Consider the following 21,722-nt stretch of genomic DNA (forward strand, 5'->3'; position numbering starts at 1 on the left):
GCCGCAAGGTCGGGTATATGCGAAAAGGGGCGACTTCCGGGTCGCCCCTCTTTTTTATTTTCACTCAAGCCAAGTTTATGTCCAGACACCTCGACCATGGGCGAGAAACGCTCATGGGCATGTTCCACCGCCATCGCCTAGCCAACGAGCAGAGCCTCGCGGCTGCTGCGCTCGAGCGTGCCATGCAGACCGCCGAGTACCGGCCGGAAGCCTTGGTGTGGAAAGGCATTGCGGCACTCCCGCAAACGCCTGACCTGGCTTTTATTTATTTTGCCAATGCAGCCCAGGTGCTGCCCGACCGTGCCGACATCCATGCACTGGTTGGCCGCAGCCTGTTGGCGCAAGGCCACTTCGAACTCGCTACCCGTTACCTGACGACAGCCTGGAAAACCCAGCCTAATGACCTGGCGCTGCGCATGACGCTATGGCAGGCCCGCAGTCAGTCAGAGACTCCCGCCGAGCTGCGCCGGATGATCCTTGCGCATTTGCCTGAAATCCATACAGCGCAGGAGCTCACACAAGTGCTCAAGCTGCTGGCCGCGCAAACCGAGGCCTCGGGCAGAATTGGGGTGGTGCGCTACATCCCTGAACAACGTGTGATCCAGGGCTGGGCGATCGACCTGCACAATCTGCAGACCCCCGTTGCGCTTCGACTCGACGCCAACGCCGTCAGTGTCGACACCCACGCCAGCGCACCGCACCCCTTGCTCAGTGCTGCCGGCCTGCCCACGACCCATGGCGGCTTGCGCGTGAACGTACCCAATCCGACTGCGGCAGTTCACATGCGCTTTGCTGATGGCACTCCGCTGCTGGGGAGCCCGGTATTTGCCATGCCTGCGTTTGTACCGCCACCCGCATCGGGCGGAGGGGGTGAAAAGCATCCAGTGGACGTGCTGATACCGGTCTACGCTGGCCTTGATGAGACGCTGGAATGCATCCATAGCGCGCTCGAGGCACGCAAGCTCAATCGCACTGCGCACCGCGTGGTCGTTGTCGAGGACGCCACTCCCCTGCCCGCCCTCGCCAAGGCGTTGAAGGTACTCGCGAGCAAAGGCAAGATCACGCTGGTAAACAATGCGGTGAATCTGGGCTTCATTCGCAGCATGAACCGCGCCATGGCGCTGAGCCCGAACAAGGATGTGGTGTGGCTGAATGCCGACACCCGCGTGCACGGCAACTGGCTTGATCGTCTGCGCAAGGTGGCCTACAGCGATATCAGCGTCGCCTCGGTGACGCCGTTCACCAACAATGGCGAGCTGATGAGCTTCCCTCAGAGCAGAGTCAGCCACCCCATGCCCAGCGCCACGGAGCAGGCGCAGCTGGACGACCTCGCCCGGCAGACCGACAGCCCGCCGGTAGAAATCGAGACCGGCTGCGGGTTTTGCCTGTACATCAAGCGCAGCGCGTTGGATCAGGTGGGTTACCTGGACGAAGTGCACCTGGCGCGCGGCTACGGCGAAGAAACCGACTGGTGCCTGCGTGCGCGCAGTCTCGGTTGGCGTCATATGGGCGCGGCGAATGTATTTGTCGCGCATCAGGGCGGGATTTCATTCGGCGCCGAAAAAACGCTGCGCGTGGCACATAACAACGCCATCCTGCGCAAGCGTTACCCTGACGCTTCTGCTCGCTACAATGCATTTTGCCTGCGCGATCCGATCAAACCGGCTCGCGAGCAATTACAGCGAGCCCGTGTAGCCAATCTGGCAGGTCTAAGCACTACTGCGCAAAAAGCATTTTGGAGCCAGCAGACCAGCCAGACCCTTCATGTAAGTGGCGGCGATGCACATAGCGAATCGGTGTTCAGCCTCGCGTGGCGCCACGAGCATCACCGCGTCTGGGCCACGCTAAAGGCGCCCATGCGGCCGCTGTCGCTGAGCCTGGACTTCGAGCTGCCGGGGCAGTATGAGCAATTGGTTGAGACGTTGCAGTTGCTGCCGATTTGCGAAATTCAATACGAGCAGCTGTCCCGCTGCCCTGCTGAGCTGTGCGAGCTACCTTCCCTGCTCGGACTGCCCTACCGGATCATCTGCCGGGACAACCGGCTCCTCAGTCAGGACGCTACCTTCGACTGGCAGCGCTTTGCCAACGCAGCAACTGCCATCCAGCTACCTTGGCACGCGTTGCAGGCAGGCTACGCAAGTGGGCTTCCAGAAGCAGCCTTGCTGCCTCCCACCCATGCCTCTGCACCTGCACCTGCACCCGTAACAAACCCTGTAGCGGCTGCAACCCACCAGCAGGTGTTGCTGATCGGCGACAGCCTCAGCCGGCCAGCCCTCGCCCAGCGCTGGCTAAGCCTGGCCAGACAGGCCATTCGTGAACAATTACCGCTGGTACTGTTAGCCAAGGATGATGGGCCTTGGGTTAAGGCTCTACAGGCGACCGGTGTCGTTCACCGGCTTCCGCTGCTGCACGATTTCAGCCTGGCCGAGCGCGCTCGCGCTGCGGGCTGCAGCGCCGTGCTAAGCCTCGATGATGCACCAGGCGCCGACTGGATCGCTCCAATGCTCGCCAAGACTCTGGCTGTGCCACTGTTTGCCGATCCAGGTACGGTGGCGACCGAAGCCGGTGCGAGCGCTTTGACTTCTTTACCCTTCTCAGTGAGCCAGGCCTGATGACTCAAGATCTCTTGGAAAAGCCCCAGGCGGGCCAACACCCAGTACTGCCCTGCACGCATGCCGGTGTCATCCTTGGCCTGCAAGGGGACGTGTTACATGGCTGGGCGATGAATACGGCACAACCAGATCAACGACTGATTGTGGAAGTGATCATCGATGGCGCACCGGTCGCGCTCGCCCGTGCAGACCAATATGAGCCTGTGGCCCCCATGGGCGACCAGTTCCACGGTTTTACCGTGCAACTGCGGCAGAGTTGGTTGGATGAAGCAGCGGTGATTGCGGTGCGGATTGCCAATGATGGTTTCGAGCTCGACGGCAATGTGCTGCTCCCGGCGGGCCCGCCAGATTCTAGCCACGCAATAGCGGCACAGGTTTGGCACACGGGTGGACTTCGACTCAGTGGCTGGTGCTGGGACCCACAGTCACCCAGGCGGCATGTGGAAGTCACAGTCAGCGAGGGCAATGTGGTCATCGCTAGTGCGACATGCAACTCGCACAATCAGGCACTGGCATATCGCGCGACGAGCGATCACGGTTTCTCCATTGACCTTCCCTGGGAGCTGGCCGATGGAATGGTACACAAGCTGGAATTGACCGATGATCGAGGTCAGCAACTTGCTGGCAGCCCCATTAGTGTTTGCTGCTGGCCCGAAGGCGTCACCGGCCTGCTGCAGAAATTGGAAGTTGAATCAGATCCTGCGCTCATTTCGCTGCTGACAGATGTCGCAAACGAACATACGGTTCTGTTGCCCAAAAGTGCCGGCTGGCACCTGTACCCGAGCTGGTTTGAAGCATTTCAGCGCTTGGACAGTTTGCCAGCGGTTGAACTGCAGGGTAGGGTTGGAGTGGTGCTGATAAGCGACGGGAATTGCGCACATGAACAGCTAACGCTGGACAGCCTGGGCCAAGACCGGGGCTTGGTACATGAGATTGCGATCACGCCTGCTGAAGACTTAATGCCTGCTGTGGATAAGGTGCTGACAGCAGGCTGCGATTTTATATTGCCCTTAATTGCCGGCGATCGTCTTGCGCCATCGGCACTAGGTCATCTGTGCGCACTGCTCGACGGCAATAATGCGTGGGCATATGGTGACTGCGACCAAGACAGTCCCACAGGCGAGCGGACACATCCCTGGCTGAAGCCGATATGGGATATCGACCTGTTTATTGGGGCCGATGTATTCACGCCGGGGGCCATCTTCAGCGCTCCATTCATCGCCCAGGCATTGAGCCTTCTCCCGGATCGAGTAAAACATTCTGCTGTGAATTGGCATGACCTGACTGCAGCTATTGCACTGGCTACAGAGCAAAACAAAGTACCCGTGGCCCATTTACCCCGCGTTCTCTATCATCGCTCGACTTGCGCCCCGGAAAGCCCCGAGCAAGCGGAACCTTCGGCGCATCGTAGGCTCGCGGTGGAATGGTTATGTGAGTCGCTAGCGACTGGTACAACGGTTAGTTCTGTTGAGCATTATCCAGCGCTTTTGCGGCCACTCTGGCCACTGCCGCAGCAACTACCGCGCGTAAGCTTGATTGTTCCTACGCGCGACCAATTCAGGTTGCTGCATACCTGCATTGAAGGTCTATTGAACGAGACCGATTATCCTGATCTGGAAATCATTGTCGTCGACAATCAGTCGAGTGACCCGCAGACCCTTGCGTATTTCGAGGATCTCAAGAAGCGAGGCGTTGCGGTGGTCTCTCACCCCCACCCGTTCAATTACTCGACAATCAATAATGTTGGTGTGAGCCACGCGACGGGCGACCTGATTGGCCTGGTCAATAATGACATCGAGATCGTTGAAGGCGGATGGCTAAAGGAAATGGTTTCGCATGCGCTGCGCCCAGATGTTGGTGTGGTCGGTGCTAAATTGTTGTGGCCCAACCATATGGTCCAGCATGCCGGCGTGGTCGTCGGCATCAATGGGCTGGCGGCACACACTGGCAACCTACTCAACGACCAGGACCCGGGCTACCTCGCGTTCAACCATCTTACCCGAGAGCAGAGTGCGGTCACTGCAGCCTGCCTGTTGATCTCTAAATCCCTTTACCAGGCAGTGCAAGGACTCGACGAGTTAGCATTCCCAGTGGCATTCAATGACGTTGATCTTTGCCTGAAGGTGAAAGCCACGGGCAAGCGCATAATCTGGTCCTCCAAGGCCAAACTCATTCATGCAGAGTCGGCCAGCCGTGGCAAAGATCTAACGCCGGAGAAAAAGGCGCGAGCGCTGCGAGAGCAGAAAAACTTTATAGAACGCTGGGTCTCGACCCAGGGCGGTGACCCTCACTATCACCCAAGCCTCTCGCTGGATTACCTGAGCGGCGCCTATGGAGGGTTGGCTCTTCCTCCAAGACCCCCGGTAACGCGCTAAGACAACGTCTATATCCATTACCTACGCGGTCTGCTCAGCAGGCCAAGGCATTAATCTTGACTATTAAAAACCCCAGAAAAAAAGTGCAAAATCTAAAAAACGCCAAAGACGCTCGCACGCCAGTACTGTCCGCAGAAGTCGTTAGCCATAAATCGACTGCAATCGCGGCCCAACCTGCGACTACCCCCCAAGATATGCCTAAACTTGAGCAAGTGGCACCTCCTGTCACGATGATCACCAATCAAGCTGGTTATGTGTTCACCGGGTCGACGAATCCGACCAAAAGATTTGCAGAGCAATTGATCCGTGACCGGCCAGACATCGACCCGAGTCACATATACAAGTGCCTGATTGATCACAAAAAATATACTGCGAAATACAGCGATGTTCTTAAAAATGAGATGCACGCTGCGGACCACTACTTCACGTATGGATTCAAAGAATCACGCGAGCTGATCCGGCCGGGGTTGCTCAGGCATTCACAAACCTTTAAGAACACCCACGAAGCAACGCTTTTTCTCTCGAGCGCACCGCGACGTGACGGCTCATTCGTCTATCGGTGCCTGTTCCAATCACAAAAGATTTCGAAGAATCTGGTGTACCACGGCCAGACCGAAATCCATAAAATGGTTCGTGCGATCTTCAATTGTAAAGAGCTGATTTTTTCACGACCTGAACATAACGAGATGTCGCTTTATCTCATCGAGCTGGCTAAAAATATCGGCATAAAAGTTACACTTGATTACGATGACCTGCTACTCCCCGAGCACTGCGAGTACCTCGGACATGTCAGATCGAGCGACGGGAAAACCGTCGAACATGCGCGCAAGAACATTATGGGGAAGTCCGCATTCCTTCTGTATGCCGATGCATTTCGTTGCAGTACACCATTGATCGCCCAAGCAATGGCACATCTGGCGAAGCCCATTGAATTGCACAGAAATCAAATTGTTTCGGCAATGGTATTGCCTAAACAGCAGTGCGTTGAAAAATTGAAAAATATTACAAGCCGCAAGGTAAAAATACTCTATCTGTCTGGCACTGCTACCCATAAAAAAGATTTCTCTATTGCTCAGGGCCCACTCCTGAAGCTAGCACAAGAGTATCCGGACCGATTTGAAATTACCTTCCTCGGAAATACCGGCACCCAGTCCAATCCGATCGAACTGTTTAACACTAAAGTCACAGTCATCTCTCGCGTCAACTTTAACGAGATGTTAAGTGTTATTTCCGAACATGACATCGCCCTCGCCCCCCTTGAGGACACGATTTTCAATAATGCGAAATCAAACATTAAGTTTATCGAGTGTGGATCCCAAGGTGTGCCGGTGATTGCCAGTCCGCGAGACGAGTTCGTCGAAGCCGTCACGCATGGCGTCAATGGCTGGCTGTGTGAATCGCAAGCAGAATGGTACTCCACGCTTGAAAAGCTGATCAAAGACCCTGCAGTCATAGCTCGTGCCTCTCTGAAGGCCAGGGAAGCAGTCCTCAAACATCACGTGGTAAGCGCACAATGAGCGGCGTCATCAGATCTGAGCAACTGAATCTAAAGCAGTCCAAGCAGACACTGCTTTATGTGACGAATAACTTTCCGCAAGTGGAGTTGGCGCTGCTGTCTGCGCTCGGCTCCAAGTTTGATTACTTGATATACAATAATAGTCCGCAGAAAGACTACAATCTGGCTACGGATTACGTGCTACCGGACAATGTTAAAATCACATCCGATGCGAAGTCGGTGATCATGCTAGCGGGCGTCTTCAGCGCCGCGATTACAACGGTAGGTCATATCAGCCCCGTGCTAGAAAAGGGCATTCTTACAGTTCTCAAAGCATGCGTTGCCATTTCGATTCCAATCATCGAGGTACCGCATGGTCTGTATCAGCTTGGTTTTAACTTGTCCGACGATTCCAAATTCGTGAATACGGCTTCACATACATCAGGTGCTGGATACCCAGTTCCATCTTTTGCCGATCATCAGTTGAGCTGGTTTGCCGACGCCTCTATCGGGTATCCCAGAAACCGGGCTCAACGCGTGAAAAAGGAAAGCCCACCGGTCGTACCCGTGTTTACGGTGATTACTACCAACACCAACTGGTATCTCTATAGCTATCAGGATCAGCGTGTACTTGCACAGTCCATATTTGAACTGGCGAGGGCCAACCCTGAAAAACTGTACATCTGGGCGCCCCATCCTGCAGAGCTGAACACTCAGAATTTGATTCATTACATGCTCAGTGCAAAACCGAGTAACCTCCTCCGCTACGGGCATGATAGAGAGATCTACTTCCACTCGATCGACACAACCGAGGAGCTTATCAAGCATGCTTCCGAAGGCGTTTCGACCGTCTCTACCTGCCTGCTTGAGTACGAGATGTACGGTGTACCTGTATCGATATTTTGCAATGAAGGCTTGAAGACGGTTACCGATTCACTCTCAGGGGCATCGCTGTTCTCAACACCTGAAGAGTTACAAGCCAGCAATCCGGCAGTGCCAACCACCGGGTTGCTTCACAGCTTCAACGTAGAAGGCTTCGACCTTGCGATTAGCCAGATTCTGGCAAAACCTCAGATTCGTAACCCCCTGAAGAATCTGATAATGGAAATTTGATTCAATTTTTCTGGTGGGCCAGCGCAGGCTAGTAAATTTTTAGCAGCCTGGCCCCCTCAAACTGCTCATTACAAGAATGCGTGCGCCCAATACGCTCAAGCTGATCAATCAGCTCATCCACAGCAGGCATTGATATTTCACTCGGCACAACCCCATGCTTGCCTTTGAATATATCCAATGCGGCCGCTACGCTGGCCTCATGGTCTGCGCGCGACGAGATGTTAGATTGCTCCACGCTCCACCCGTCATCACCAATATACTTATAAGACTCAGCGATATCCGCAAAGCTCCAGAAAGACGGATGCATACCTGCCTTAATGATCTCGTAGGTATGATCCACATGTTCCAAAGCGTTAAAATAACGCTCATCTATCAAGCCAACCGTGTCTAGGCACGTTCTCGAATAGTAGGAGAATGCGCCCACACAGTGCTTATAGATATCCAACTCAACGCCGCCGCTGATAACGCGCGCGATCGGTTTGGGCACACCTGACTTCTTCCTGTTTAGGTTGCCATGCTGGCTAAAGTTGAGATGCTGTATACCGGTACGCTCAGAAGCCGCTATGTACCTGTCAAAAACTGTGCAATCTTTGACATAGACGTCATCTTCTATAAGAAAAATATGGTCACAGCCTTTGTCAAGCAAGTGCTTTAACGCCTTGTTCTTAGAACGCCCGACCCCGAGGTTAAGCTCGTTTTTAATAACCTCAGCACCGACTGAACCTGCCATTTCCGTGCCGTCATTGACAATGACTAACGCGTCCAGGCAAGTACCTTCAAGAGATCCTAGTAATCGCTGGAAGCTCTCAGCCCGGTTGCATGTGATAATCCCACAACCTATTCGTTCTCGAGACATATAGGCCCTGCCTGCGCCAGCTATTCAAATCGAGAGATGAGATCAGGGCCCTTGCAGGGACAGCCGGACTACCCTGCCCGGTTGTACCACTTGCCGTTGTCCTGTAAAGGCAAAGACACTCACTAGTCAAAAATTTCTACTACGCCCAATACCGCACCGTCATCGCTGGTTACAGCCAGGGCTCTGATCTTGTTTTCCTGCATATATATCTCAGCCTCGGACAGCTGAGCACTGTCATTGATAGTGTGAGGCTTGGCAGTCATGAAATCTGACACGGGCTGACGAATAACGCCCTCGTTTTCAAGCAGCGCTCGACGCAGATCGCCATCGGTGACGATACCGACGAGCTTTCCCTGGTCCAGCACTACAGCCATGCCCAGGCGGCTTTGAGTCATTACCATCAGGCAGTCATGAAAGGTGGTATGAGGCGACACTGCTGGCGCAGGCGAGTGCATGACGTCTTTGACCCGGGTCAACAGCTTCCGGCCGAGGCTGCCACCGGGATGGTACCGGGCGAAGTCCATGGCCTTGAACTGGATAGCCTCGATAAGGGCCACTGCCAATGCATCACCCATGGCCATGGTGGCCAGCGTTGAGGTCGTCGGCGCCAGATTGTTAGGGCACACTTCGCGTTCGACGGATACATCGAGCCAGATGTCGGCATGCTTGGCCAGGGTGGATTTGCCGTTGCCGGCCATCGCGATGACCTGGTTGCCAAACGACTGCAAACTCGGAATGAGTTTGATCACCTCTTCAGTTTCACCGCTATAGCTGATGAGGATCAGCACATCGACCGGTTTGAGCATGCCCAGGTCACCGTGGAACGCTTCTGCCGGGTGAAGAAAGAAGCTGGGGGTGCCGGTCGAGGCAAAGGTGGCCACCATCTTTTTACCAATGAGTCCGGACTTCCCCATACCACAGACCACGACCCGGCCCTTGCAACCGAGTATCAACTCAATTGCGCGTTGAAACTCCTCGCCTAAACGGTCTGCAATAGCACTTACCGCAGTAGCTTGAGCCCGCAGTGCTTCTTTGGCGATCTGAAGGTGATTCATAGTCTTCCGTAATGAATTGATTAACACGTAAGCGGCCATGGTACGGTCTAAAACAGCCCTGTGCAAAGTATGCGCAATGGCTGGGCGTGGGGCGGTTGGTGCGCCATCAGTTGAAGACGTCCGCCTTGATCCTGTCGATCAAGTACACCGAGCCATGTTTGCTGAGATGGCCAAAGTCGACCACTGGCAGATCGGTGACATCGTCGCCAAGCCGACTCAAGCAGGCTTGCGCCTTGCAAAAAACGTCCAACGCCGAGATATAGGATGCGCCGATGGCAGGTACGCGCGTTTTGAGAAAACTGTCCCAGGCCATGACTTGTGGGTTCAGCCCGTACTCCATGTACTGCGGGGGCAACTGCTTGTATTGCGCCCAGTAGTTCAGGATCTTGGAGCTGAGATTGCCATTCCAGTGCGGTACCGGGCCAATCACAACCACCTTGGTCAATGGCGATGCCGCGGTTATTTTTGCCACCGTATCGCCAAGCAGTGCCAATGCCTGATTTTGCTCGTGAGGCGCGTTGCTGCCAAATACCAGCCAACTCAGGATCACCACATCTGGCTTGTACATCGCCACTGCAGCCAGCCGATCATCATTCGCCTCGACAACCGGTTTGCCTTCATCGGTCTTGCCCGAGACGGTGAAGAACGGTGGCCCGTTACCGTCCGTCATTTGCGCTATCCCATACTCCGGATAACCGTCATCACGTACTTTCAGCACCCCTTGGTAGAGGGCAGCGGCATACGAATCACCCCAAATGAAGATCATCTTGCGTCCAGATTCGATGCACTGTGCATAGCTCGCATCTTTGGGCACCGAGTGGCACACCCCGTAGCGGATATTCTGCTTGAAATCGAAATATTCGTAGACATTGGTAATGGCCGACAGGGCTTTGATTTCGTCTGCAAACCGGTAAGGGGCCCCGTTGCTTTTAGTAATGGTATACCCGCTGAGCACTACCAGAACGAAGGTGCTGATGGCCAGCGGTCGTCGTGTTTTGGAGCGCCATTTGCCAAGCGCGCCCACGGCGGACGCTCGGCGGGTGCCTGACTGCTCTACCGTCCAGTAGGAGGCTGAGCCCAGTGCAAATGACAATGCGATACCACCCACAATTGCCCATGGCTGGTCGACCAGCCCATGTTTATAGAGATAGACGCAAACCGGCCAATGCCAGAGGTAGGTCGAGTAGGATGTCTTGCCTAGCCAGGCGACCAGGCCATTGGTGGTCAGCCAGGATCCTGCATAGCCCGCGACAATGACAAGACAGGTACCGGCGACAGGCAGCAGCGCCCACTGCCCTGGCCACGGTGTCGTGCTATCGAGCGCAACCAACGACAGGATGATCAGCCCCAGTCCCGTCAGTGCCACCAATGCTTTATTCCGGCCGCGCAGCTCCAGCGGATAGAGGTACACAACACCACCAATCAGCATTTCCCATGCGCGTGACGGCAGCATGAAGTAAGCAAAGCTCTCTGCGCGGTAGGACAACCACGTTGCCAGCGCAAACGAGAGACACATCAGTGCCACGATCGCCAGCCGGCCCGAACGAGCGCCAACGGCCCTCAGCAACGCCATGATCAGAAGCGGATAAAGCAAATAAAACTGCCACTCGACCGACAGCGACCATGTGTGCAGCAACCATTTCAGGTGCGATGCCGAGTCGAAATAACCGGACTCGCTGTAGAAAACCAGGTTCGAGGTAAAGGTGAGCGCGCCTGCGACATGCGTTCCGAGCTGCTTGTAATCAACAGGCAGGAGGTTGAAATACCCCCAGACCAGCATGGCAGCGCACAGGACCAACAATGCTGGAATCAGCCGCCTGGCCCGGCTGACATAAAAACCAAGCAACGAAAAAGTGCCCGATTGCACCTTTGGATAGATCGCCCCTGTCATCAGGTAGCCAGAAATGACGAAGAACACATCGACGCCAGCAAAACCGGCCGGCAGTACCGTTGAATTGAAATGAAATACAACAACGGCCAAAACTGCCAGTGCCCGCAGGCCATTTACATCATCCCTGAATCGCATACCTATCCTTTGGTAGTCATCAAACGCGCTTGAAACATCACGCTGAATCTACCACACAATATGTATACGACAGTGGCACAAAGCCTTACCGTCTGGCGGCAATACGGTGGCTTATGGCAAGTCCCCAATCAAGCTGCCACGCCCCACCAATACAGGCGTTATCTCCCAATTGTTCGGGTACAGCTTTTGGCAGTATCACCCTCTGATTTTTGACTTACAGTTTATGCCTCGTCTGACCTTGCTGGAGCCCTGTAATCGTCCCGCTTAATGACCTGGCAGGTACCGTGTAAAGGCGAAGCCCTATATGCTTGTGCTCAATGCCCGCGGTTACAACGAGAATCTACGGCCCCGTCACAGCGGCGCTCGGACTCCAGTTTTAGCTGGAAATCGTCAGCAGGCTGTTTCATTATTCACTTGTTATTCAATGGCCTGCGCGCCCACGAGCGGTTTATCGTAGAGCTGATCAGCTCACGCAACCGACGCGGCTGCGGCCAATCGCAGACGTGCCAGCCCATCTCACGCGGTAGCTGTCACGCACGCGTCTCTACAGGAATCCTCAACCGCCATGACGCAAGATCCAACCCAGACGGTCGCACCCGGCGTCGTTGCCCAGCCCCCGCACCCAGAACATTCGCCGACGCCAGCTCACAGCGTCGAACCTGATACCAGCGTTGGCCACTTGTCGCCTCTCACTGAATTGGACCTGCCGTGCGCCGATGGCGTCTGGGAGTGGCAGGACTATGCCCAGGTCCGAGCGCGCATCGCCGCAGCCAAGGCCGCGCACCGTGCTGCTCAGCCTGTTTCGCTGATAGAAGTTCTGGATTTCGCCGAGGCCGACCTGCCCAGCCATGCTGAGCAGCTTCGGTTCCAGCCCGCTGGGGCGTTGCCTCTGGTGTCCATACTGATCCCGGTATTCAACAACGCCAAGCTAACCCTCGAGTGCCTTGCATCGATCCAGCAGCACCTGCCCGCCGACCTGGCCGTAGAAATCATCGTTGCTGATGACGCTTCCAGCGACGAAACCCAGACCCTGCTCGAGCCGATTGCCAACATCCGCTACCTGCGCAGTGAAGAGAACCTTGGGTTTCTGCGTAATTGCAACAGAGCGATGGCCGCGGTCAACGGCGCCTTTACCGTTTATCTGAACAACGATGTACAGGTGACTGCTGGCTGGCTGGAAGCGCTGCTGGCGACGTTCGTCGACTACGACCAAGTGGGCGTGGTTGGGCCAAAGTTCGTCTATCCCAGCGGCCATCTGCAAGAGGCCGGGGCAGCACTGGCGCCAAATGGCGTTTCGACCATGATCGGCTTTGCAGAACACCCAGACCAGCCGCGTTTCAATTACACACGTCGAGTCGACTACGTATCGGGCGCTTGCCTGATGGCGCCTACCGCGTTGCTCAAGCGCATTGGGGGTTTCTCGGAAGAGTTCTTGCCCTGTTACTGCGAAGACAGCGACCTGTGCCTGACGATTCGAGCTGCTGGTTATGAGGTCTACTACAATCCGCATGCAACCATCGTCCACCACCTGTCCAGGACCACCGCCGCGACAGGCAACGATTTCAAGATGGCTGCCATTGCCAACAACGTCAGCGTGCTGAACAAGAAGTGGGGCGCTACGCTGGACCAGCACTTTGATCCGCGCCTCATCACCTTCTTCCTGCCACAATTCCATCCGGTGCCGGAAAACGATCTGTGGTGGGGCAAAGGCTTCACCGAGTGGACCAACGTCAGCAAGGCAAAGCCAAACTTTGTGGGCCATTACCAGCCCCGGGTGCCTGCCGATATGGGTTACTACGACCTGCGCTTGCTTGAAGTGCTGCAAGCTCAGGCAGACCTGGCGCAGCGCTACGGCATCCATGGGTTCTGCTTCTACTACTACTGGTTCGATGGCAAACGCCTGCTGGAGCGTCCAGTCGAGCAGCTGCTGCTCAGTGACAAGCCGGACATCCCGTTCTGCCTGTGCTGGGCCAACGAAAACTGGACACGGCGCTGGGACGGGCTGGAACAGGAGGTGTTGATCGCTCAGGCCCACAGTGAAGACGACGACCTTGCGGTTATCAACGATCTTATCCGTTTCTTCAAGGATGACCGCTACATCAAAGTGGATGATCGTCCGCTGATGGTGATTTACCGGCCTGCCCTGTTCCCGGACTTCGCTAAAACCGCTGCTCGCTGGCGAGAGGCGTGCCGCGAGCAAGGTGTGGGGGAAATCTACATTGCCATGGTCGAGTCGTTCGAACTCGCCACAGCCGGCTTCCATCCCTCATTGTTTGGCTGTGATGCGGCAGTGGAATTCCCGCCAGGTGGGCTGGTAGAGCCCAAGCCGCCAACCGGTGCGATGCTCAATCCGGAGTTTGTTGGCCACTCGGCTGACTACCGCGACCTTGCGGTAAGCTTCGCCTCGCGTCCTGCCCCTGGATACACCCGTTTCAAAGGAGTGATGCCTGGCTGGGACAACACCGCCCGCCGCCAGCATGCCGGCGGCTGCTTCGAGATGTCGACGCCCGGCGCATTCCAGGCTTGGCTCGAAGAGTCGATTACCGATACCCGTGAGCAACACTTTGGCGACGAGCGCCTGGTATTCATCAATGCCTGGAACGAATGGGCCGAAGGTGCTTACCTCGAGCCCGACCGTCGCTTCGGTCACACTTACCTCGAAGCGGTGAGCAATGCGCTGGACGCCTCGCGTCTGTTGAAGAAAAACTGAGTGGCTGAAGACTGATGACCGATAGCATTAAAGACAGCAGTGACGTATGTCTGGCCGGCCACCCATTTGCCCCCATCGGTATGGGCGAACATGTGCGAGCCACCTTCAGGTCGCTGAACACTGTTTACCAACCGCCGCAGCTGCACGACATCTACAAGCTCGTGCCCGCCAGCCACGATGAAGTGGCCGAGTTTGGCCAGGCCATGGTTGAAGATCCTGCGCCGATCAATATTTTCCATATCAACGGCAATGAGGTCGCTGGCGCCCTGGAGCACATCAACCAGGCTCGTTCGTGGACCGGCTACAACATCATCTACCCGCTCTGGGAGCTGCCGCGCTATCCGCAGGAGTGGGCAGAGCAACTGGATCGCTTTGACGAAATCTGGGCAGCCTCACGTTTTGTCATGGACGGCCTCAAAGAGGTCTGCAGCAAACCTGTGGTCCATATGCCTTTGGCCACTGAAATCCAATTGGACGGGTTTTACAGCCGACGCTATTTCGGCCTGCCTGAAGCTGACTATGTGTTTTTGTTCTTCTACGATCTGCGCTCGTACTCGGCCCGTAAAAACCCGCGCGGGGTGTTTGAAGCATACAAGCAACTGCTCAATCAAAGGCCTTATACCCGCACACATCTGGTGATCAAAGTGAACGGGGTCGACATGAACCCGCAGGCGTTCGCAGAGCTGCAGGCAGAGGTGCAGGCACTGTATGGCCGGGTAACGTTGATCGATCGAATGATGAGCAGCAGTGAGGTCAAGAATCTCTTGCGTTGCAGTGACTGTTTCGTGTCACTGCATCGGTCCGAAGGCTATGGTTTTGGTGTCGCCGAGGCAATGGCACTGGGCAAACCAGCGATCGCCACTGCGTATTCGGGCAACATGGACTTCATGACGTCAGACACCAGCCTGCCCGTGGGTTACCGGTTGATCCCGGTATTGGAGGGTGAATATCCGCACCATCATGGCCAACACTGGGCTGAGCCGGATCAGGACCAGGCTGTGGCCTACATGCTGCAACTGGTCGATGATCCGGCAATGGGCCGGGCGTTAGGCAAAAAGGCGCAATTGCACATGCAGAGTAACTTCAGCTACCGCTACACCGGGCTGCGCTACAGGGCACGTCTGGACGAGATCCGGAAAACACGCCTGGCCTGAACCTCATATGAGGCAAGCGCTCAATGCTGCAAAGTCTGCCTGACATGCTCTCGCCAATAGCCAAGGATGGCATCCACCGTCTGCGCAAGCGGGATGGTTGGTTGCCAACCCAGCTCGGCCTTGATGCGCTGGTTTGACCCTGCTGCAACCGGGATGTCCGAAGGGCGCAGGCGCGCGGGGTCTGTGTGAATTTCGATAGGCACCGTGGTCTGCGCCAGCATCTCGTCCAGTACGCTACGGATCCGGGTGCTGGCTCCGGAGGACAGGTTGTACACCCGATGGGCAAGGCTGCGGCTGCTTACCTCGACCAGACGCGCATACCCGTCACAGACATCGTCAACGCTCAGGAAGTCGCGACTGGCATCAAGATTACCCACCTTGAGGACAGGCTCTTGCAAGCCAGCCTCAATCAACGCGATCTGCCTGCCGAACGACGCGGTGACAAAATCTGCACTCTGGCCAGGGCCGATATGGTTGAACGGGCGCACGATCACCCCGCCCAGGCCTTGACGTAAATATTGCGTGACGGCATGTTCGGCAGCCAATTTGCTCGCTGCGTAAGGATTCATCGGCGCACACGGGGCAGACTCGTCAAGTGCTTGTCCCCGCTTGAAGCTTTCACCGTAGACCTCTGATGAGCTCACAAAAAGAGTGAAACAATCCGGGGCGTGTTTTTTCAAGGATTCCATCAGGTTGAGGGTGCCGATGACGTTGGTGTTCCACGTCAGCAGAGGTTCCTTGAAACTCAATGCCACGTTGGAAATGGCCGCCAGATGAATAAGATGTGTCGGCTGCAAGCGTGCGATGACCGCGTCCACCGCAGCGCTATCGCAAATGTCCATCACCTCGAAATCGCCACCCTGATCAACGGGCGACGGGAGGAATGCAACGGTACCGATAAGTTCATGCTGGTCCTGGCGCAATCTGCGCTGCAGCACCTTGCCAACGAAACCATTGGCGCCTGTCAAAAGAATCCGGGCCATCGTCCAACTCCAAATCGTGCTCACCTGCCGCTCGCGGCAGGCTCGCGAATACGCTCAGCCTTTAGAAACAGACACCCGATTCATTACGGCGAAGGTCTGCTTCGACCATCATGCGGCACAGCTCTTCGAGCGAGGTCCGGGCTTCCCAGCCCAATACTGCTTTGGCCTTTTCCGGATTGCCCAAGAGCAGATCGACTTCAGTCGGGCGGTAAAACTTCGGATTGACCGCTACCAGGGTCCGCCCTGTGGCATCGTCGATACCAATCTCGTTTTCGTGCTTGCCCTTCCATACGATATCGATGTCGACGGCCTTGCACGCCAGAGTGACAAAGTCGCGTACGGACTCTGTACGGTGGGTGGCAAGAACAAACGTGTCGGGCTCATCGGCCTGGAGCATGCGCCACATGCCTTCGACGTATTCCTGGGCGTAACCCCAGTCCCGCTTGGCGTCCATGTTGCCGAGTTCCAGCAGGCTCAGCTTGCCCTGCTTGATCTTGGCCACACTGTCGGTGATCTTGCGGGTAACAAACTCACGACCGCGCAGCGGCGACTCGTGATTAAACAGGATGCCGCTGGCACCGAAGAGACCGTAGGACTCTCGATAGTTGATAGTCATCCAGTGCGCGTAGAGCTTGGCCACACCGTAAGGGCTACGCGGGTAGAACGGGGTTGTCTCAACCTGAGGTGTCTGCTGGACCTTTCCGAACATTTCCGAGGTCGAGGCCTGGTAAAAGCGCACCTTCGGATTGACGATACGAATCGCCTCCAGCAGGTGAACAGCGCCAAGGCCTGTGATTTCAGATGTGGTGATCGGTTGGTCGAACGAAACGCCTACGAAGCTCTGGGCGGCAAGGTTGTACACCTCAGTCGCCTCAGTTGTCTGCAGCAGCCTGATGCTGGCCGAGAGATCAGTCAGGTCGTACTCCACCAAGTGCAGATTGGGATGCTGCTCAACGCCCAACTCGGCCAGCCGCCAGAAGTTGACGGAGCTGGTGCGCCGATAGGTGCCGTACACGGTGTACCCTTTGCCAAGCAGAAGCTGCGCAAGATACGCTCCATCCTGGCCTGTAATACCGGTGACGATAGCGATCATGAATCCTCCAGAAAAGTCACCATCACAGCCTTCTCTTGAAGTGCCCTGACGGCTTGATGGACCTGCATAACGACATGATACTGACTAAGCGCCACGGGTACGAGGTTGAAAGTTAATCCGACCGTTTATGTCAGGCTTACCCTATATGCCGATTTTTGTTAGTTCTGTAAGTGTGCGGATGGATACTGCCATCAACCATTCCAGTACTCGCACAAAGCATACGCGGAACCTCGCTCTATCCCAGCCTGTCCTACCTGCCGACTCGGGTGCTGCACAGCCCCGTCGGGCCCGCGACCTGCGCATCATGAATTGCCGTAGCCGTGGGCTATTCAGGTATACTTTTGCATCGCTCTATATGATGGCTAAGTCATAACGTGCAGGGACTTATGCAGAGTTCATAGGCTCTGTCAGAACCTCAAGGTAGAAAATTCTCGTGAAGATTTTAGTAACAGGTGGTGCCGGCTTCATCGGTTCGGCAGTTGTGCGTCACATCATCTCGAACACCAATGACTCGGTGGTCAACGTCGACAAGCTGACCTATGCCGGTAATCTGGAGTCGTTGCAGTCGGTCGACCAGAATGCGCGCTATGCGTTCGAGCGGGTCGACATCTGCGACCGCGCCGAACTCGACCGAGTATTCCGCGAGCATCAGCCTGACGCCGTGATGCACCTGGCCGCCGAGTCCCACGTCGACCGCTCGATCAGCGGCCCATCGGAGTTCATCGAGACTAACATCATCGGCACCTACAACCTGCTCGAAGCAGCACGTGGGTATTGGGCCAAGCTGGACGAGACGCGCAAGTCGGCCTTTCGTTTCCACCACATTTCCACCGACGAAGTGTACGGCGATCTGGAAGGGCCGGAAGACCTCTTCACCGAGACCACTCCCTACCAACCAAGCTCGCCCTACTCGGCCAGCAAAGCCAGCTCCGACCATCTGGTTCGCGCCTGGGCCCGTACCTACGGCCTGCCGACTCTGGTCACCAACTGTTCGAACAATTACGGCCCATGCCACTTTCCGGAGAAGTTGATCCCCCTGGTCATCCTCAACGCCCTGGAAGGCAAAGCGCTGCCTATCTATGGTAAGGGCGATCAGATCCGTGACTGGCTATACGTCGAAGACCACGCCCGTGCGCTGTACAAAGTTGTAACCGAAGGTGAAATAGGTGAGACCTACAACATCGGCGGTCATAACGAAAAACAGAACATCGAAGTTGTACGTACTGTCTGTGCCTTGCTCGATGAGCTGCGCCCTGAGTCGGCATTCCGTCCTCACGTCGAACTGCTGACCTACGTTCAAGACCGCCCAGGCCATGACCTACGCTACGCGATCGACGCCAGCAAAATCCAGCGGGAGCTGGGCTGGGTGCCTGAAGAGACGTTCGAGTCGGGCATTCGCAAGACAGTACAGTGGTACTTGGACAATCCTGAATGGGTTGCCCACGTCAAAAGCGGCAGCTACCAGCAATGGATTGACACCAACTACTCCACACGCGTGAGCAAGGCATGAGGATTCTGCTGCTGGGTAAAAACGGTCAGGTTGGCTGGGAGTTGCAGCGCGCCCTCGGCGTCCTGGGCGAAGTCGTAGCCCTGGATCGTCATCGGACAGACACTGCATATGGTGAGCTGGCCGGTGACCTGTCGGACCTTGATAGCCTGCGCGCCACCATTCGCGCTGTTGCGCCGCAGGTAATCGTGAACGCCGCCGCCTACACGGCAGTGGATAAAGCCGAGAGCGAGCGCGAGCTGGCCCACACGGTCAATGCGCTGGCAAGCGAAGTAATGGCGCAGGAGGCCAAACGCCTCAATGCCTGGCTGGTGCACTACTCCACCGATTACGTGTTTGACGGCAGCGGCGAGTCTGAATGGACCGAAACTGACACCGTGGCGCCAGTCAATTACTACGGCGCCACCAAGCTTGAAGGTGAACAGCTGATTCAGGCGTCAGGTTGCAAGCATCTGATCTTCCGTACCAGCTGGGTGTATGCAGCCCGCGGCAACAACTTTGCCAAGACCATGCTACGCCTGGCCAAAGACCGCGAAGAACTCAGCGTGATTGCCGATCAGCGCGGCGTGCCGACCGGCGCCGACCTGCTCGCCGATGTGGCCGTGGCCGCTCTGCAGCAAGCGCTGCGCAATCCTCAGCTGGCCGGTATCTATCACCTGGCCCCGTCTGGCGAGACAACTTGGCATGCTTATGCCAGTTACGTCATCGACTTTGCCCGCACGCAGGGTGAAACGCTCAAGGTAACGTCGGTCAAACCGATCAACACCAGCGAGTACCCAACGCCGGCCAAGCGCCCGTCGAATTCGCGGTTGTCGACAGCAAAACTTCGCAACTCTTTCTCTCTGCACTTGCCGGATTGGCAAAGTGGTGTAACCCGCATGCTTATGGAAGCTCTGAACAAATGAACACAACCAATCGTAAAGGGATCATTCTGGCTGGTGGTTCGGGAACGCGCCTTCACCCGCTTACGCTGGGCGTCTCCAAACAGATGCTGCCGATCTACGACAAGCCAATGATCTTTTACCCTTTGTCGGTGCTGATGCTGGCGGGGATGCGCGAAATCCTGATCATCTCTACCCCGGAAGACCTGCCATCGTTCCGCAAACTGCTGGGTGATGGCAGCAATTACGGCATAGAACTGAGTTACGCCGAGCAGCCGACGCCAGACGGCCTCGCTCAGGCTTTCATCATCGGTGAAGAATTCATCGGCAGTGACCCCTGCTGCCTGATCCTGGGGGACAACATCTTCTATGGCCAGCACTTCTCGGATAACTTGCGCTCCGCTACCCAGCAAACTGAAGGCGCCACTGTGTTCGGCTATCACGTAGCAGATCCAGAGCGCTTCGGGGTGGTTGAGTTCGACGCCAATGGCCGGGCTTTGAGCATTGAAGAAAAGCCTGCCGAGCCGAAGTCGAGCTACGCGGTCACAGGCCTCTATTTCTATGACAATCAGGTTGTCGAGATCGCCAAGAACATCAAGCCGTCTGAGCGTGGAGAGCTGGAAATCACCGATGTGAACCGGGTGTATCTCGAGCAGAAGAACCTCAGCGTTGAAATCCTCGGCCGCGGTTTCGCCTGGCTGGACACCGGCACTCATCAGTCGTTGATGGAAGCCAGCCACTTCATCCAGACCATCGAAGAGCGCCAGGGCTGGAAAGTGGCCTGCCTTGAAGAAATTGCCTTCACCAATGGCTGGATCACTCGCGAGCAAGTTGCCAGCCAGGCCCAAAAACTTAAGAAGACAGGCTACGGCCAGTATTTGCAGAGCCTTCTGGAGCCAGGTCATCACTGAGTATGACTACAGGTAGCAGCTCTACCGAAATGGCCTCCGGGCCCGCCCGGATCGCGGTTCTGCTGGCTGCCTACAATGGTTGCGAATGGATAGAGGAGCAACTGGCCTCTATCCTCGCCCAGGCTCATGCCAGTGTTGATATCTACATTAGTGTCGACCCTTCGACCGACGGTACCGAGGCCTTGTGCGCTCGGCTGGCGCAGCGACACGCCAATATTGCTGTACTGCCTCCCGCCGGCCCATTCAAAGGCGCCTCACGCAACTTCTTTCGCTTGATCAAAGATGTTGATCTGTCAGCGTACGACTACGTTGCGTTTTCCGATCAGGATGATGTGTGGTACGCAGACAAGCTCGATCGCGCGGTGACCACGCTGCGAGGCAGCGATGCCGAGGGCTACTCAAGCAACGTGGTCGCCTTCTGGGATGATGGTCGGCGCCTGCTGGTAAACAAAGCACAACCGCAGGTGCGTTGGGACTATCTCTTCGAGGCCGCTGGCCCTGGCTGCACGTATGTCCTAACCCTCAGGTTGGCATCAGCGTTCAAGTCGCTGCTGTTAAGCCATTGGGATGAGGTCCAGCGTATCGATTTGCATGACTGGTTCTGTTACGCGTTCGCCCGTAGCCATCACTACTCATGGATTATCGACCCAACCCCCAGCCTTGATTACCGGCAACACGCTCGTAATCAGGTCGGGGTGAACAATGGCGTAGCCTCGGCGCGTTCACGTTTGCGCAAGATCACTGACGGCTGGTGGTTTTCCCAGATCCAACTGACGGCCACTCTTCTGGATATCCATAGCCCCTTCAGGATACTTGACGGTGAGTCGACCAAGGCAAAGGCGTGGATCACGCTGGCGCTCAGTGTCGCTCACTGTCGCCGCCGCCCGCGTGACAGGGCGATGCTGTTCGCCATTTGCTTGCTGAGCAGCATTACCCGACATCGATAAAAGT

The 21,722-nt window shown here is 56.1% G+C and carries 14 protein-coding genes and 1 pseudogene; 10 read left to right on the plus strand and 5 right to left on the minus strand.

The features are described 5' to 3' along the window. Positions 1–113: 113 nt before the first annotated feature. The 4 genes from AC58X1_RS08795 to AC58X1_RS08810 are packed head-to-tail and all read left to right on the plus strand — an operon-like array spanning position 114 to position 7,595. Positions 114–2,612, plus strand: a complete 2,499-nt coding sequence (locus AC58X1_RS08795) for a glycosyltransferase (RefSeq protein ID WP_497428784.1) — start codon at positions 114–116, stop codon at positions 2,610–2,612. Further along, positions 2,612–4,987 carry a glycosyltransferase family 2 protein gene (locus AC58X1_RS08800; RefSeq protein ID WP_497428700.1) on the plus strand — a complete coding sequence of 792 codons (2,376 nt, stop codon included), beginning with the start codon at positions 2,612–2,614 and terminating at the stop codon, positions 4,985–4,987. Before AC58X1_RS08795 ends, AC58X1_RS08800 begins: the two co-directional genes overlap by 1 nt. A 56-nt stretch (positions 4,988–5,043) precedes the next feature. Next, complete coding sequence (locus tag AC58X1_RS08805; protein WP_497428701.1) at positions 5,044–6,504, plus strand: glycosyltransferase; 1,461 nt, start codon at positions 5,044–5,046, stop codon at positions 6,502–6,504. After that, complete coding sequence (locus AC58X1_RS08810) at positions 6,501–7,595, plus strand: hypothetical protein (RefSeq protein WP_497428702.1); 1,095 nt, start codon at positions 6,501–6,503, stop codon at positions 7,593–7,595. The genes AC58X1_RS08805 and AC58X1_RS08810 overlap by 4 nt, the downstream gene beginning before the upstream one ends. Positions 7,596–7,623: 28 nt before the next feature. Here the strand turns inward: AC58X1_RS08810 and AC58X1_RS08815 are convergent, their stop codons facing one another. From AC58X1_RS08815 to AC58X1_RS08825, 3 genes are all read right to left on the minus strand, one after another. Further along, positions 7,624–8,325, minus strand: a complete 702-nt coding sequence (locus AC58X1_RS08815) for a glycosyltransferase family protein (protein WP_497428703.1) — start codon at positions 8,323–8,325, stop codon at positions 7,624–7,626. Positions 8,326–8,573: 248 nt separating this feature from the next. After that, complete coding sequence (locus AC58X1_RS08820; RefSeq protein WP_497428704.1) at positions 8,574–9,506, minus strand: KpsF/GutQ family sugar-phosphate isomerase; 933 nt, start codon at positions 9,504–9,506, stop codon at positions 8,574–8,576. Between the two features lie 106 nt (positions 9,507–9,612). After that, positions 9,613–11,532, minus strand: coding sequence for an acyltransferase family protein (locus tag AC58X1_RS08825; RefSeq protein ID WP_497428705.1), 1,920 nt, complete (start codon positions 11,530–11,532; stop codon positions 9,613–9,615). Between the two features lie 703 nt (positions 11,533–12,235). On the opposite strand from AC58X1_RS08825, the pseudogene AC58X1_RS08830 reads away from it, so the two are divergent. Both AC58X1_RS08830 and AC58X1_RS08835 read left to right on the plus strand, forming a co-directional pair. Continuing rightward, positions 12,236–14,242 (plus strand): annotated as a pseudogene (locus AC58X1_RS08830) (glycoside hydrolase family 99-like domain-containing protein); the annotation flags it as partial. A 14-nt stretch (positions 14,243–14,256) separates the two neighbouring features. Beyond that, on the plus strand, positions 14,257–15,396 hold the full coding sequence (locus tag AC58X1_RS08835; RefSeq protein ID WP_497428706.1) for a glycosyltransferase family 4 protein: 1,140 nt from the start codon (positions 14,257–14,259) through the stop codon (positions 15,394–15,396). 20 nt (positions 15,397–15,416) lie between these two features. On the opposite strand, the gene AC58X1_RS08840 is transcribed toward AC58X1_RS08835, so the two are convergent. Continuing rightward, the gene (locus tag AC58X1_RS08840) at positions 15,417–16,379 is read right to left on the minus strand and encodes a GDP-mannose 4,6-dehydratase (RefSeq protein WP_497428707.1); all 963 of its coding nucleotides are present in this window, start codon (positions 16,377–16,379) and stop codon (positions 15,417–15,419) included. A gap of 61 nt (positions 16,380–16,440) precedes the next feature. After that, positions 16,441–17,472 carry a GDP-mannose 4,6-dehydratase gene (gmd, locus tag AC58X1_RS08845; RefSeq protein ID WP_482126539.1) on the minus strand — a complete coding sequence of 344 codons (1,032 nt, stop codon included), beginning with the start codon at positions 17,470–17,472 and terminating at the stop codon, positions 16,441–16,443. A gap of 433 nt (positions 17,473–17,905) precedes the next feature. Between gmd and rfbB the strand changes: the two genes are divergently transcribed. From rfbB to AC58X1_RS08865, 4 genes are read left to right on the plus strand one after another with little or no spacing between them, the layout of a single operon-like run. Continuing rightward, complete coding sequence (gene rfbB, locus AC58X1_RS08850; protein WP_497428708.1) at positions 17,906–18,982, plus strand: dTDP-glucose 4,6-dehydratase; 1,077 nt, start codon at positions 17,906–17,908, stop codon at positions 18,980–18,982. Beyond that, positions 18,979–19,884, plus strand: coding sequence for a dTDP-4-dehydrorhamnose reductase (gene rfbD, locus AC58X1_RS08855; RefSeq protein ID WP_497428709.1), 906 nt, complete (start codon positions 18,979–18,981; stop codon positions 19,882–19,884). The genes rfbB and rfbD overlap by 4 nt, the downstream gene beginning before the upstream one ends. After that, positions 19,881–20,771 (plus strand): glucose-1-phosphate thymidylyltransferase RfbA, encoded by an 891-nt coding sequence (gene rfbA / locus AC58X1_RS08860; protein ID WP_486099058.1) that lies wholly within the window; start codon positions 19,881–19,883, stop codon positions 20,769–20,771. Before rfbD ends, rfbA begins: the two co-directional genes overlap by 4 nt. 29 nt (positions 20,772–20,800) lie before the next feature. After that, positions 20,801–21,718 (plus strand): glycosyltransferase, encoded by a 918-nt coding sequence (locus AC58X1_RS08865; RefSeq protein WP_497428785.1) that lies wholly within the window; start codon positions 20,801–20,803, stop codon positions 21,716–21,718. The last annotated feature ends 4 nt before the right edge of the window (positions 21,719–21,722 follow it).

It is taken from the genome of Pseudomonas sp. PGPR N4, from assembly GCF_059693665.1.